Annotated in this window: 19 protein-coding genes; 13 read left to right on the plus strand and 6 right to left on the minus strand. The window is 65.4% G+C overall.

Going from position 1 to position 13,597, the window contains the following annotated elements; all coding sequences use genetic code 11:
• Window positions 1–49: 49 nt before the first annotated feature.
• Window positions 50–286 (minus strand): hypothetical protein, encoded by a 237-nt coding sequence (locus QE494_RS16550; protein ID WP_300045125.1) that lies wholly within the window; start codon window positions 284–286, stop codon window positions 50–52.
• Between the two features lie 13 nt (window positions 287–299).
• On the minus strand, window positions 300–1,142 hold the full coding sequence (locus QE494_RS16555) for a MoxR family ATPase (RefSeq protein WP_300045127.1): 843 nt from the start codon (window positions 1,140–1,142) through the stop codon (window positions 300–302).
• 77 nt (window positions 1,143–1,219) lie between these two features.
• Here QE494_RS16555 and QE494_RS16560 point away from each other — a divergent pair, with 77 nt between their 5' ends.
• On the plus strand, window positions 1,220–1,933 hold the full coding sequence (locus tag QE494_RS16560; protein WP_300045129.1) for a cytochrome c: 714 nt from the start codon (window positions 1,220–1,222) through the stop codon (window positions 1,931–1,933).
• Between the two features lie 100 nt (window positions 1,934–2,033).
• Here QE494_RS16560 and QE494_RS16565 read toward each other — a convergent pair whose 3' ends face one another.
• A complete protein-coding gene (locus tag QE494_RS16565) occupies window positions 2,034–2,465 on the minus strand; it encodes a DUF1841 family protein (RefSeq protein WP_300045131.1) in 432 nt (143 codons plus the stop codon).
• A 483-nt stretch (window positions 2,466–2,948) separates the two neighbouring features.
• Here QE494_RS16565 and QE494_RS16570 point away from each other — a divergent pair, with 483 nt between their 5' ends.
• A complete protein-coding gene (locus tag QE494_RS16570; protein ID WP_300045133.1) occupies window positions 2,949–3,692 on the plus strand; it encodes a hypothetical protein in 744 nt (247 codons plus the stop codon).
• Between the two features lie 109 nt (window positions 3,693–3,801).
• Window positions 3,802–4,254, plus strand: a complete 453-nt coding sequence (locus QE494_RS16575; protein WP_300045136.1) for a MaoC family dehydratase — start codon at window positions 3,802–3,804, stop codon at window positions 4,252–4,254.
• A gap of 64 nt (window positions 4,255–4,318) precedes the next feature.
• Here the strand turns inward: QE494_RS16575 and QE494_RS16580 are convergent, their stop codons facing one another.
• On the minus strand, window positions 4,319–4,795 hold the full coding sequence (locus tag QE494_RS16580; RefSeq protein ID WP_300045138.1) for a tRNA (cytidine(34)-2'-O)-methyltransferase: 477 nt from the start codon (window positions 4,793–4,795) through the stop codon (window positions 4,319–4,321).
• A gap of 2 nt (window positions 4,796–4,797) precedes the next feature.
• A complete protein-coding gene (locus QE494_RS16585) occupies window positions 4,798–5,583 on the minus strand; it encodes a ComF family protein (RefSeq protein WP_300045140.1) in 786 nt (261 codons plus the stop codon).
• 66 nt (window positions 5,584–5,649) lie between these two features.
• Between QE494_RS16585 and QE494_RS16590 the strand changes: the two genes are divergently transcribed.
• The 8 genes from QE494_RS16590 to QE494_RS16625 all read left to right on the plus strand — a co-directional run bounded on the left by QE494_RS16590 (window position 5,650) and on the right by QE494_RS16625 (window position 12,004).
• Complete coding sequence (locus tag QE494_RS16590; protein ID WP_300045143.1) at window positions 5,650–6,549, plus strand: methyltransferase domain-containing protein; 900 nt, start codon at window positions 5,650–5,652, stop codon at window positions 6,547–6,549.
• 117 nt (window positions 6,550–6,666) lie between these two features.
• Window positions 6,667–7,140, plus strand: a complete 474-nt coding sequence (locus QE494_RS16595) for a DUF2244 domain-containing protein (RefSeq protein ID WP_300045145.1) — start codon at window positions 6,667–6,669, stop codon at window positions 7,138–7,140.
• A 54-nt stretch (window positions 7,141–7,194) separates the two neighbouring features.
• Window positions 7,195–8,352 (plus strand): cytochrome c oxidase subunit II, encoded by a 1,158-nt coding sequence (gene coxB, locus QE494_RS16600; protein WP_300045148.1) that lies wholly within the window; start codon window positions 7,195–7,197, stop codon window positions 8,350–8,352.
• Between the two features lie 23 nt (window positions 8,353–8,375).
• Entirely contained in the window at window positions 8,376–10,019 is a 1,644-nt protein-coding gene (gene ctaD / locus QE494_RS16605; protein ID WP_300045150.1) for a cytochrome c oxidase subunit I, read from the plus strand.
• 35 nt (window positions 10,020–10,054) lie between these two features.
• Window positions 10,055–10,171 (plus strand): cytochrome oxidase small assembly protein, encoded by a 117-nt coding sequence (locus tag QE494_RS16610; protein ID WP_300045153.1) that lies wholly within the window; start codon window positions 10,055–10,057, stop codon window positions 10,169–10,171.
• Window positions 10,172–10,184: 13 nt separating this feature from the next.
• Window positions 10,185–10,835, plus strand: coding sequence for a cytochrome c oxidase assembly protein (locus QE494_RS16615; protein WP_300045155.1), 651 nt, complete (start codon window positions 10,185–10,187; stop codon window positions 10,833–10,835).
• Between the two features lie 2 nt (window positions 10,836–10,837).
• Window positions 10,838–11,071, plus strand: coding sequence for a DUF2970 domain-containing protein (locus tag QE494_RS16620; protein ID WP_300045158.1), 234 nt, complete (start codon window positions 10,838–10,840; stop codon window positions 11,069–11,071).
• A gap of 51 nt (window positions 11,072–11,122) precedes the next feature.
• Window positions 11,123–12,004 (plus strand): cytochrome c oxidase subunit 3, encoded by an 882-nt coding sequence (locus QE494_RS16625; protein WP_300045161.1) that lies wholly within the window; start codon window positions 11,123–11,125, stop codon window positions 12,002–12,004.
• A gap of 106 nt (window positions 12,005–12,110) precedes the next feature.
• Here QE494_RS16625 and QE494_RS16630 read toward each other — a convergent pair whose 3' ends face one another.
• Complete coding sequence (locus tag QE494_RS16630; protein ID WP_300045164.1) at window positions 12,111–12,341, minus strand: twin transmembrane helix small protein; 231 nt, start codon at window positions 12,339–12,341, stop codon at window positions 12,111–12,113.
• 15 nt (window positions 12,342–12,356) lie between these two features.
• On the opposite strand from QE494_RS16630, the gene QE494_RS16635 reads away from it, so the two are divergent.
• Window positions 12,357–13,121 (plus strand): SURF1 family protein, encoded by a 765-nt coding sequence (locus tag QE494_RS16635; RefSeq protein WP_300045167.1) that lies wholly within the window; start codon window positions 12,357–12,359, stop codon window positions 13,119–13,121.
• The coding region (locus QE494_RS16640; protein WP_300045169.1) for a hypothetical protein at window positions 13,066–13,597 on the plus strand (532 nt) is incomplete at its 3' end. The genes QE494_RS16635 and QE494_RS16640, both read left to right, overlap by 56 nt.

Raw genomic sequence — 13,597 nt, forward strand, 5'->3', positions numbered from 1 at the left:
GGCTCTAGGTGCAGGTCTTGGCATTCCAGGGTGAGGGGCGCAGGGCGGATCATTCGTCGCCCTTCTTCCGACGGGCCGAGCGCGAGCGGGCCGAGCGCCAGCGCCGGGCCAGTTGCAGCCCGCCGCCGCCGCCCGCGCCGACCAGAGCGATACCCGCCAGTTGGCCGGCCCCGTAACCCTGACCGAAGATGTCCAGGCCGAGCAGCACGCTTGCCCAGTAGCCCACCAGCGCACCGCCGACAAAGCCGACGGCATCGGACAGGCCTTCGATCAGCAGCGGGTGCATGGCGGACGCCGGTTCAGCGGTTGTTGCGCTGCATGAACACCAGTTTTTCGAACAGGGTCACGTCCTGCTCGTTCTTCAAGAGCGCCCCGACCAGCGGCGGCACTGCCACCTTGTCGTCTTTGCTATGCAAAGCCTCGAGCGGAATGTCTTCGGCGACTAGCAGCTTGAGCCAGTCGAGCAGTTCGGAGGTGCTGGGCTTTTTCTTCAGGCCGGGCAGGTTGCGCACGTCGTAGAAGGTCTTCATCGCCGCCGACAGCAGTTCTTGCTTGAGCGTCGGGAAGTGCACCTGCACGATCTGACGCATGGTGTCGGCGTCGGGAAACTTGATGTAGTGAAAGAAGCATCGGCGCAGGAAGGCGTCGGGCAGCTCTTTTTCGTTGTTGGAGGTGATGAACACCAGGGGCCGGTTCACCGCCCGCACCGTTTGGCGGGTCTCATAGACATGGAACTCCATGCGATCGAGTTCACGCAGCAGGTCGTTGGGGAACTCGATGTCGGCCTTGTCGATTTCGTCGATCAGCAGGGCCACCGGTTGCTCGGCGGTGAAGGCCTGCCAGAGCACGCCTTTGACGATGTAGTTGTGGATGTCGCGCACCTTCTCGTCGCCCAATTGCGAGTCGCGCAGGCGGGAGACGGCGTCGTACTCATAAAGGCCTTGTTGGGCCTTGGTGGTCGACTTGATATGCCACTGCAACAGCGGCATGCCCAGGGCGGCTGCCACCTCCTCGGCCAGCATGGTCTTGCCGGTGCCCGGCTCGCCTTTGACCAGAAGAGGCCGCTGAAGGGTGATGGCGGCGTTGACCGCGAGCATCAGGTCCTGGGTGGCAACGTAGTTTTGTGAGCCTTGGAACTTCATCGGTGTATTGCTTCGCAGGTGCATCAAGGCCGGGCCATATAATCCCCGGCTGTCTTGGAGCTCATTGTGCGCGCAAAATGATCAGGTACTTCCGCTCTCTCCTCGGCCAGTCTGGCCTGTTTGTCGCTTGTGCGACCGCCCTGGCGGCCACGCTCGCCGCTCCTGCTGCATTCGCCCAATCTGCTGCCCCGGCTGCGGCCACGGGTGCGGCCACCGGTGCCAAGTCGGTCGAGACCAAGGCGGCCATGTGCATTGGCTGCCACGGCATCCCCGGTTACCAGGCCACCTTTCCCGAGATCCACCGCGTGCCCATGATCTCGGGGCAGAACGCCAAGTACATCGTGGCGGCGCTCAACGCCTATAAAAACGGTGACCGCAAGCACCCGACCATGCGCGGCATCGGTGCGGGCATGTCCGAGCAGGACATGGTCGAAGTGGCCGACTGGTATGCCAAGCAAGGCAAGCCCGCGGCGGCCGACAAGCCCTCCCGCGAGCCCAGCCCCCAGGTGGCGGCCCTGCTGCAAAAGGCGGCCTGTACTTCCTGCCACGGCGTCAACTTCTCCAAGGCGACCGACCCCGCTTACCCGAAGCTCGCCGGCCAGCACGCCGACTACCTCTTCGTGGCTCTCAAGTCCTACAAGAACGAGCCGAACAACGTGGTCGGCCGCTCCAACGGCGTGATGGGTGGCATTGCCAAGCAGTTCACCAACGCCGAGCTCAAGGCCCTGGCGCAGTACGTAGGCTCGCTCGAGGGCGAGATGCAGGTCAAGCCGCAAAGTCGCTTCCGCTGATTTCTTTCTCTGGCCGCTTTCGGGTGGCCAGCATGCAAAAGGCCCGCAGACGCGGGCCTTTTGCTTTGGCGCTCCATGTCGCGCACTCTGGCGCGGGGGCTCAGCGCGTGGCGCGGCGCTGCACGCAGTCGATATAGGCCTGGCCATCGGGCGGCCGGCCGGCGCGCTGGCTCTCCCACAGCATCTGGCCCAGGCACTCCATGGCCTCGTGGTGGGCTTCGTGCAGCGAGTCGCGCCGCGCGGTCAGCAGCTCCACCGCCTGCCGGATGCCTTGGGGCTGGTCGATCGAGCATTGCTCGCTGATCGACAGGTGCATCGAGAGGTGCAAAAAGGGGTTGGTGCGGCCGTCCTGCCCGTCATAGACCTTCGCCACCGCGGCCTCGGCGTCGGCCAGGTCGGCCTCGTACTCGGGGTGTTCGGCCAGCCACTGCCCGGCCAGGGTCTCGAGGGCGTCCATCGGGGCTTGGGCCTGTGCTTTGGCCTGGACCCCGCAGAAGAAGCGGCGGACGTCGTCCTGGGAGGGGTTGAACATAGCGGGGGGAGGGTAGCACGCACATCCGCTAATTTATTGTTGACTTAGGGATTACAGATGAGTAGATTGGGATTCATTGCTGGGCTGTCCGCTTGGGTACGGCCGCCCGGGAACACACCATCGGGTCGGTCCCGCCGCGACAGGGACTGAGCAGGAGTGCAGCACATGGAAAAGGCAGGCGGAGCGGGAAGGTTGGATCAGTTCAGGGCTTTCGTTCGAGGATTCGGTGCGGAGAGTAAGGCCGCACCATCAGCGCCCTCGCGAAGCGGAGGGGGGACAGGAGGCGCAGAAGGGACTCAGGGCGGGCGCAAAGCGGTACCGGTCAACGCGGTAGCGCCTCCCGCCCCCAGTGCCCGGACCTATGCCGCCTCTGCGCCCGAGGGGCAGGCCCCATTCACCGCGATAGATGCCCGTCGCGCCAGCGTGGCGCCAAGCGCCTCGGCAGGTGGGCGATCTGCACTCTCCCAGGAAGACCGTCAGGCCTTGCCCGCCAGGCTCGCCGACTCCGCCAGCCGGCTGCTAGGCGCCGGTGGCTCCGCGACTGACGGCAAGACTGCGGCATTCGAGAACCTGCTGGCCGATGGGGCGCGTGACTTAGCGCCTCCCTCCTACAAGGGGCGGCTCGAGAACTATTTGGTTGCGCGTGCCGTGGTCGAAAAGGCGGAGAAGCTCGGGGATTCGGTGGCGCCGTCCATGGTCGATCAGGCCAGGTCCCGCAGGCTCGACGCCCACCGGGAACTGTCTCTCGACAAGGATTTCGAAACGGCGCGCAGCGACCTCGCCACCACCCTGACCGACGCCGTCCTGACCCAGGGGCTGGACCACCGTACAGCGCCAGAGGAAATGGGCAGCCAGCTGGGGTCGATCGCCAAGCACCTCGTGGAGGGGGGGCGGGATGGCGAAGGTCGCCATGGGCAGAGGGCTCTTTCCCAGTGGGTTTCTGGCGTGCTGGGGGATGAGCGGCTGCACCACAACGGGAGCGCGCCCGCCATTCACAGGGTTGTTCCTGCGATGGTCAAGGCGCTGGCCGATGTCATCGTCGCCAGGGATCCGACCCTGTCCCCCGACGCGGCGAAGGCGCAGGCGAAGAAGCTGCTGGCGGAGCACGCTCCGACGGGGTACTCGCCGGCGCAGATGGACAAGATGGCTCCGGCAGACTTCCAGGCTGCGGTCCTTCGCAATTTCACCAGCGGCCAGTTTGACGACGCTTTGAAGGCCGCGCACTAGGCCACACCGCGCCTCGAACCGGGGCATCGGTGTCCCTGAGGGCTGTACGCAGGTGACGACGTACACGCAGGTGACATGGGCCCGCGCGTTGCACCGCTACGATGGGCTGATGAAAACCTTCCAGACCCTCGCGGAACTTCCTCCCCTGGTCGGCCAAGAGGTGGCCGTCACCGACTGGCTCGTCATCACCCAGGATCAGGTCGACCGCTTTGCCGACGCCACGCACGACCACCAGTGGATTCACGTCGACCCCGAGCGCGCCCAGGCCGGGCCCTTCGGCGCGCCCATTGCGCACGGCTTTCTCACGCTCTCGTTGTTGTCGAAATTCTTCGCAATGGCGGTGACCCTGCGCGACGTGCGCATGGGGGTCAACTATGGCCTCAACAAGGTGCGCTTTCCGGCGCCGGTGCCCGTGGGCAGCCGGGTCCGCGCGCGGATGACGTTGATGGCGTGTGACCCGGTCGAGGGTGGTGTGCAGATCACCTGGGGTGTGGTCGTTGAGCGCGAGGGCTCTGACAAGCCAGTCTGCGTGGCGGAGTCGCTGGCGCGCTGCTACGCCTGAGGCCGCAGGGCGACGCAGGACGACTTATGGCCACTCGGTGGCCATATTGGGGCCACGGCGGTTATCAGCCGTTGGTGTCCCCGCCAAATCCGTTTTGCCGCCAGGCCTCGAACACCGTCACCGCGACCGCGTTCGAGAGGTTCAGGCTGCGCTGACCGGCCCGCATCGGCAGACGCAGGCGCTGCGCCGGCGGGAAGGACTCGCGCAGGGCCGGGTCCAGGCCCCGGCTCTCCGAGCCGAACACGAAACAATCACCGGGTTGGAAGGCCGCCTCGTGCACGCCGCGCGTGCCACGGGTGGTGAGCGCGAAGCAGCGCGCCGGGTCGGGCTGCACCGCAGCCAGGAAGGCGTCCCAGTGGGCGTGCCGGCGCACGTCTGCCCACTCGTGGTAGTCGAGCCCGGCACGGCGCATTAGCTTGTCTTCCATCGAAAAGCCCAGAGGCTCGACCAGGTGCAAGGTGCAGCCGGTGTTGGCCGCCAGCCGGATGACGTTGCCGGTGTTGGGCGGAATCTCGGGTTCGACAAGGACGATGTGAAACATGGCTAGGGGCGGTCGGTGCGGGCCAGCACCACCGCGCTCACGCTGGCCGCTCCGGCCCGGCGCAAGGCGCGGGCGGCCTCGTGCAGCGTCGCGCCGCTGGTCATGACGTCATCAACCAGAACGAGGCGTCGTCCCCGGATGGTAGCCGCTAGCCTGGGCGGCACCGCGAAGGCCTGGCGCAGGTTGCCTGCCCGCTCGGACAGCGGCAGCGCGCTCTGCGGCGCGGTCTCGCGCACGCGCTGTAGCAGCCCGGTCGCTAACTGTCGCCGTGGCACCAGCCGCCGCGCCAACTCGAGCGCCTGGTTGTAGCCGCGCTCGGCCAGTCGCCCTGCGGCCAGTGGCAGGGGCAGCACCCGGTCTGCCGCCGCCAATGCTGCCATCAGCGTTGGCTGGGCGCGCATCAGCCCCGCCAGGGGACCGGCCAGCGCGGGCTCGCTGCCGAATTTGAACCGGGTCACCAGCGCGTCCCAGGGGAAGGCATAGGCCAGGGCGCTGAAGCAGGCGTCCAGTGGCGGCGGCCGCAGGAGGCAGGCGCCGCAGACGGGCGCCCGGACCTTGGCAGCCGGCACGTCGGGGGCTGCGCCTTCTCCGCGCGCACCGCGGGCCGCAGGCTGTGCTCTGGCCAGGTGTCGATGCAGGTCCAAAGCGAGGGGCAGGGCACACAGCGCGCAGCGGCTGGCAATGCCGGCTGCCGCATCGCCGTGGTCGGCGACGCAGGCCGGGCACACCGGCCGCGACGGCCAGGCGCGGCAGACCTCGCAGCGGGCGGGAAAGCGAGGCCAAGACATGCGGGTCAATATACTGGCGCGCCTGCTTCCCGCAGGAAGCGTCCCCCGCATTTCGCCCGCCCTGCCTTGACCACCCGCCCACCCACTGTCGACCCCGTAGCCGCCGAGCGTCTCGCCCGGCGCGCGCCCGGGCCCTCTCCCTGGCTGCACGAGGAGGTGGGTCGGCGCATGGCAGAGCGCCTTGAGTGGATCCGCCTGCGTCCCGAGTCCTGGGTCGACTGGCGGCCAGTCTGGGGCGGGCTCGAGGCCCACGCCCTCGTGCGCGCCCGCTATCCCCAGGCCCTCTGCACCGCGGTTGAGCCCGATCCGGCGCAGGCCCTGTACGCTGCCACGCGCCTGCGCAGGCCCTGGTGGCGGCGCTGGTCCGAGGCCCCCGTGTCGGTGGCCGCGGATGCGCCCGATGGCACGGCCCGGATGCTTTGGGCCAATATGGCGCTGCACACGGCTGCCGACCCGCAGGCGCTCATGGCCCGCTGGCACCGCGCCTTGGCCGTCGACGGCTTTCTGATGTTTTCCAGCCTGGGGCCCGACAGCCTGCGGGTGCTGCGTCGGCTTTATGCCGACCTGGGTTGGCCGCCAGCCGGCCCCGAGTTCACCGACATGCACGACTGGGGCGACATGCTGGTTCAGGCCGGCTTTGCCGAGCCAGTGATGGACATGGAGCGGCTCACGCTCACCTGGACCACGCCCGAGGCCATGCTCGAGGAGTTGCGCACCCTGGGCGCTAACCTGCACCCCGGGCGTTTCCCCGCCTGCCGGGGGCGGCTCTGGCGCGAACGACTCCTGGCTACCCTGCGCGAGCGGCTTGCGGGGCAGGATGGCCGCCTGGCCCTGGAGTTCGAAATCGTCTACGGCCATGCCCTGCGCCCGGCGGCGCGTCCTCGGGTTCTGCCCGAAAGCGCGGTGTCCCTGCAGGAGATGCGGCAACTGCTGCGCGGCGAGCGACCCGAGGGCGGTTCGCGATGAAACGTCTAGGGACTGACGTAATGGTCACGAGAAGGAAGGGGTCTCGTGCGGCGAGTCCGGAAGCGCAAGATGCTCACGGTAGAATCGCGTCCTAGTCTTTGTCAGCAACCGACGCACATGTCGATGTTCCGTTTTGCCACCGTTCAGGGTTCTTGCGTTCAGTGGGCCTTGAAGCGAAATTGCTCGGTGACGCCCTCCCAGCTGGGGTGGTTTTATGCGTCCCTGTGTGTTTTGTCGCTGGGCATTGCGGTCGCTTTTTGGTTTCAGGGCGCTACCTTGGTGCTCCCCATCGCTTGGCTTGAGTTGTCGGCGGTCGGGGTGGCCCTTCTGATTTATTCGCGTCATGCCACCGATGGCGAGCGCATTAGCCTTTCGGGCCCCAGCCTGGTTGTCGAACTGGAGAATGCCGGCCGCCTTGAGCGCGCCGAGTTTCATCGGGACTGGGTCCGGATCGAGCCGCAGGCCGATCACCGGTCGCTGATAGAGGTGTCCGGCCGGGGCCGGTCGGTGCAGGTGGGCCGCTTCGTGCGTCCTGAGCTGCGTCCGGCACTGGCCCAGGAGATTCGTCAGGCCCTGCGAGAGAGCGCATGAGGCTGGTCCGAAGGGACAGTGGGATTGTCTAAGAGGTAGAACGAAGTGAAAACGATGAAAAGCATTACCCAGAAGGCGGCAGCGCTGCTGGTCGCTGCGGGCGTCTTCTCCGGCGCGCATGCTGTGGAGGATCTGCCGGGCGGTCCGGCCGTTCGCCAGCTCAATCTTCAAACCGCCGCTACCCGGATCGCTGCCGAGCAAAGCTGGCTTCACTGGATGATGCTGATCGCCTGCCTGGTGATCTTCATCGCGGTGTTCGCGGTGATGTTCTATTCCATCTGGAAGCACCGCAAGTCGAAGGGCGCCAAGCCGGCCAGCTTCCACGAGTCGGTCAGCGTCGAGGTGATCTGGACCCTGGTCCCCTTCGTGATTGTGATTCTGATGGCCTTGCCCGCCACCAAGGTCTTGGTGGCCACCAAGGACACGACCAACGCCGACCTCACCATCAAGGCTACTGGGCAACAGTGGAAGTGGGGCTACGACTACCTCAATGGCGAGGGCGCCGGCATTTCCTTCCTCTCGGCCCTGGACGCCTCGCACCGCGAAATGTCCAACTCGGGCAAGACGCAGGGCGCCAGTAACGACTACCTGTTCAAGGTCGATAACCCGCTGGTGGTGCCGGTGGGTAAGAAGGTCCGCATCATCACCACCGCCAATGACGTGATCCACGCCTGGGGCGTGCCTGCTCTGGGCGTCAAGCAGGACGCAATTCCCGGCTTTGTGCGCGACACCTGGTTCCGCGCTGACAAAACCGGTGACTTTTACGGCAACTGCTACGAGCTTTGCGGCAAGGAGCACGCCTACATGCCCATTCAGGTGAAGGTTCTCTCCACCGAAGACTACGCCAAGTGGGTCGGCGAGGAACAAAAGAAGATGGCCGCCAAGCTCGATGACCCTAACAAGGTCTGGCAGCTGGCCGACCTGTCCGTGCGCGGCGAAAAGGTCTACGCAGCCAACTGCGCCGCCTGCCACCAGGCCAATGGCAAGGGTGCTGGCCCGATCATGCCGATCGACGGCTCGGCCTTGGTGCTGGACGCCGACAAGAACAAGGAAATCGCCTTGCTGCTCAAGGGCCGCAACGCCATGCCCGCCTGGAAGCAGCTTTCTGACACCGACATCGCGGCGGTGGTCACCTACACCAAGAACCACTGGTCCAACAAGACCGGCCAAGTGGTCCAGCCGGCCGAAGTTCTGGCCCAGCGCGGTAAATAATTCAGCAGCTTGAGGTACACACGATGAGCGCAGTTCTCGACCATCACGACGCCCACGGGCACGACCACGCACACGACCACCCGCACGGCTGGCGCCGCTGGGTGTATGCCACCAACCACAAGGACATCGGCACCCTCTACCTGCTGTTTGCCTTTGCGATGCTGATGATCGGCGGTGTGCTTGCACTGGGCATCCGAGCCGAGCTGTTCCAGCCCGGGCTGCAACTGGTCAACCCCGAGCTGTTCAACCAGCTCACCACCATGCACGGTTTGATCATGGTGTTCGGCGCCATCATGCCGGCCTTCGTGGGCTTCGCAAACTGGATGATCCCGCTCCAGATCGGCGCGGCCGACATGGCTTTTGCCCGTATGAACAACTTCAGCTTCTGGCTGATGATTCCCGCGGGTCTCATGCTCGCCGGCTCGTTCTTTGTTCCGGGCGGCGCCCCGGCCGCGGGTTGGACGCTGTACGCGCCCCTGACCCTGCAGATGGGCCCCTCCATGGACATGGGCATCTTCGCGCTGCACATCCTGGGCGCATCGTCCATCATGGGCTCGATCAACATCATCGTCACCATCCTCAACATGCGCGCCCCCGGCATGACGCTGATGAAGATGCCGATGTTCGCCTGGACTTGGCTGATTACCGCTTACCTGCTCATCGCGGTGATGCAGGTGCTAGCTGGCGCGATCACCATGACGCTGACCGACCGCCACCTGGGTACCAGCTTCTTCAATCCGGCCTCGGGCGGTGACCCGGTGATGTACCAGCACATCTTCTGGTTCTTCGGTCACCCCGAGGTCTACATCATGATCTTGCCGGCCTTCGGCATCATCAGCCAGGTTGTGCCCGCGTTTGCTCGCAAGCGCCTGTTCGGCTACGCCTCCATGGTGTACGCCACCTCCTCGATTGCCATCTTGTCCTTCATCGTGTGGGCGCACCACATGTTCACCACCGGCATGCCGGTGACTGGCCAGCTGTTCTTCATGTACGCCACCATGCTGATCGCGGTGCCGACGGCAGTGAAGATCTTCAACTGGATCGCCACCATGTGGCAGGGCTCGATGACCTTCGAGACCCCGATGCTGTTTGCGGTGGGCTTTATCTTTGTGTTCACCATGGGCGGTTTCACCGGCCTGATCCTGGCCATCGCTCCGGTGGACCTGCTGCTGCAGGACACCTATTACGTTGTGGCCCACTTCCACTATGTGCTGGTGGCTGGCTCGCTCTACGCGCTGTTCGCAGGTTTTTACTACTGGGTTCCCAAGTGGACCGGCGTGATGTACGACGAGACGCGGGGCAAGATCCACTTCTGGTGGTCGCTCATTGCCTTCAACATCACCTTCTTCCCGATGCACTTCCTCGGCCTGGCCGGCATGCCCCGCCGCTACGCTGACTACGCGATGCAGTTTGCCGACTTCAACGCGCTGGCCTCCGTCGGTGCTTTCCTGTTCGGCTTTGCCCAGGTCTACTTCTTCTTCTTCATCGTCCTGCCCGTCATGATGGGCAAGGGCAAGCCGGCCTCCCAGCGTCCCTGGAATGACGCCGATGGCAAGGGCGCTGAAGGCCTGGAGTGGGAAGTGCCCTCGCCGGCGCCCTTCCACACCTTCGAGAACCCGCCCAAGCTCAATGCCGCCGCCAACCGCATCGTCGGCGACGCGCACTGATCTGGCCGAACTGATTGAATCCGATGGAGCCCACTGTGTCTGAGCAGGACGACCGCAAGAAAGCCAATCTGCGCCTGGCGCTGATCCTGGCTTCGATCGTGGCTGCCTTCTTCGTCGGCTTCGTCGCCAAGATGTTCCTGCTGGGACGCTGAGGAAAGCCCGCACATGGCCCTGGCTCGCGAGAATGCACGCATGGTCGGCAAGCTGGCCGTGGTCGTGAGCGGCATGTTCGCCTTTGGCTACGCGTTGGTGCCGCTGTACGAGAAGATCTGTGAGGTCACCGGCATCAACATTCTTGCCCTGGGCGAGAAGCAGGTGCCTGGGGGTGCCACCCGCACGCCCGCCAACACCCAGGTCGACACCGGCCGGACCATCACCGTCGAGTTCGACGCCAACGCCCGCGGCCCCTGGGAGTTCAAGCCGGCGGTGCGCACGCTGCAGGTTCACCCTGGCGAGCTCACCACGGTGATGTACGAGTTCCAGAACATGCAGCCTCGGCGTATGGCGGCTCAGGCTATTCCGAGCTACGCACCCAAGCAGGCGGCGGCGCACTTCAACAAGCTCGAGTGCTTCTGTTTCAATCAGTACACGCTCGAGCCGGGTGAGAAAAAGCAGTGGCCGGTGGCCTTTGTTATCGACCCCAAGCTGTCCAAGGACGTGACCACCATCACCCTGTCCTACACCTTCTTCGAGGTGGGCGCACGGACTCCGGCGGCTCCGTCCGCCGCTCTGCCCCTGGCACCCACGGCGGTCGCCGTGCCCCTGGTGGCTCCGGTCTTACCCCTGCCCTTGACCACAGTGGGGCGCAGCTCGTGAACATGGCGCAGGACCCTGTAGAAGGCGGCCGTCCAGGCGAGGCAGTCCTTCAGCGGCGCGGCAGCTTGCTGCAGACCCTCCAGGCGGTGGGCTGGGCTTTTCTGGGCGTACGCAAGAACGCGGATTACCAGCGCGACATGGGTCGGCTCAATCCCCTGCATGTGGTCCTGGTCGCGCTGATTGCGGTGGGCCTGTTCGTGGGGGGCTTGGTGGCCCTGGTCCACTGGATCGTTTGAGTTTGTTGAGTTTTGAGTTCTACCGATGAGATTTCGGAACGAGGAGTTGAGATGAGTCAAAGCGCACCCGGCACCACGCCGTACTACTACGTGCCCCAGCCGTCGCGCCACCCGGCGTTGGCCTCGTTTGGCCTGTTCTTTGTGATCCTGGGCGCGGGCCAGTGGATCAACGGCGTGGAGTGGGGCAAGTGGTCCCTGTTCTTTGGCCTGGCCTGGTTTGCCGTCATCCTTTTCCAGTGGTTCAAGGATGCGATCAGTGAGAGCGAGAGCGGGCAGTACGGCCGCAAGATCGACATCTCCTTCCGCTGGAGCATGAGCTGGTTCATCTTCTCCGAAGTGATGTTTTTCGGCGCCTTTTTCTCCGCCCTGTGGTGGTTGCGCGCGCACTCGCTGCCGGAGCTGGCCAACGTCGAAAACGCGATTCTCTGGACCGACTTCAAGGCAGCCTGGCCCACGGTCATGGCGGGCGCCACCGGAGCACCGGCGGGCACGGTGGAACCCTTCCAGACCATGACCCCGTTCTGGCTGCCGACCATCAACACCGCGCTGCTGCTCACCTCGGGTGTCACGCTGACCATCGCCCACCACGCGCTGCAGGCCGGCAACCGCGCCAAGACCATCACCTGGATGTGGGCTACTGTGGCGCTGGGCATCGTGTTCTTGTTCGTGCAGGGCTATGAATATGTGCACGCCTACAGGGACCTGAACCTCAAGCTCTCTTCCGGCCCCTACGGGTCCACCTTCTTCTTGCTCACCGGCTTCCACGGTTTCCACGTGTTCGTTGGCATGCTGATGTTGCTGTTCATCACCCTGCGCCTGCAAAAGGGCCACTTCAGCCGCGAGCGGCACTTCGGATTTGAAGGCGCCGCCTGGTACTGGCACTTCGTGGACGTGGTCTGGCTGGGTCTGTACATCCTCGTTTACTGGATGTAACGGATCGCCGCCTAAGTGAGAGGTACGAGGGCCGCGCGAGCGGCCCTTTTCAGTGGGATTGCCGCACTGGCGGTCCCCGCAGTGGGAGCGCCTCTACAGCCGCGCTTCAGGCGCCGGCTGGAATGCCGGTCGGTTGTAGGTAGCCGAGTTTCCAGGCCAGCAGGACGCAAAGGAACAAGAGGATGGACAATCCGACCCGCATCGCGAGCGCGGTGGCCATCCGGTTGGGACGGGGCTGCCCCGCTTCGTCCTCGCGTGAGCGCATCATGAAGTACAGCGCCGCCCCCAGGCTACCCAGGATGCCGGCAAATGCCGCGATGACCAGAATCGATTTCATGAAAGCGATTATCACGTGAGCGCTTCGGAGCCGCCCCTGCCAGCGCGTAGCCCCTGGTTACGTGTAGGTCTGGCCATGGCTGCTCTGGCCACCGTGGCGCTTACCCTGGGCCTGGGCTTTTGGCAGTTGGGCCGCGGTCAGCAGCGACTGGCCCTGCAGGCGTCCCTGGAAGCACGCCAGGCCCTGCCGGCTCTCGAGGCAGAGGTGCTGGTGGCTCCGCGAGCGGCTGCACCTGCTTCCGAGCTGCTTCATCGCCGGGTCGCCCTGCGTGGGCAATGGGTGGCGGAGCGCACCGTTTACCTGGACAACCGGCAGATGCAGGGACGCCCTGGCTTTTACGTGCTCACCCCGCTGCGCCTGGCCGGACGTGATGAGGTGGTGCTGGTCCAGCGCGGCTGGATCCCGCGAGATTTTCAGGACCGGACTCGGTTGGCGCCAGTGGTCAGTTCAGCGGGAGAGATCACGGTGACCGGCCGTATCGCCCTTGCGCCTGCCAGGCTCTATGCCTTCGAGGGCGCCGACACCGGCCCCATCCGGCAAAATCTGCTTCTCGAGTCCTTCCGCGCCGAGACCGGCCTGCCTTTGGTGGACGGGTCAGTGGTGCAGGTGGGGCCGCCGTCGGAGGGCCTGTTGCGAGATTGGCCCGTGGCCGCCAGCGGTGCGGACAAGAACTTCGGCTATGCCTTCCAGTGGTGGGCCCTGTCGGCCCTCATCATCATTCTCTATGTCTGGTTCCAATTCATTGCCCCCCGCCGACGCGCCGCCCGCGAACCGCGCTGAGCGCGACGCTGAACAGCCTCTGGACCTCACCGTCCACTCGCTGCCGTCGCTGGGCGATGCCGAGGGAGGGCAGACGCTGCGCACCCGCTCCGGCCGCTGGAAGATGCTGGCGGTGCTGCTGGTGTGCGCCGCGCCTGTGATCGCCTCTTACTTCACCTACTACGTGGTGCGGCCCGAGGGCCGGCGCAACTTTGGCGCCTTGGTCGAGCCTCAGCGCCCCTTGCCTGCATTCGACGCCCGCTCGCTGGACGGTCGCTCTGTGCCCCTGCCCTCCTTGCAAGGCCAGTGGTTGCTGATCTCGGTCGCCGGTGGCGCCTGCGACACCTCTTGCGAGCAGCACCTGTATCTGCAGCGCCAGTTGCGCGAGTCCCTGGGCAAGTACAAAGACCGGATCGATTGGATCTGGCTTGTGAGTGATGGGGCCCCAGTGCGCGAGGCTTTACAGCCGGCGCTGGCGACCGCCTCCGTGCAGCGCG

Origin of the sequence: Ramlibacter sp., assembly GCF_029866045.1 — a bacterium.
Classification (GTDB): Bacteria; Pseudomonadota; Gammaproteobacteria; order Burkholderiales; family Burkholderiaceae_C; genus Ramlibacter.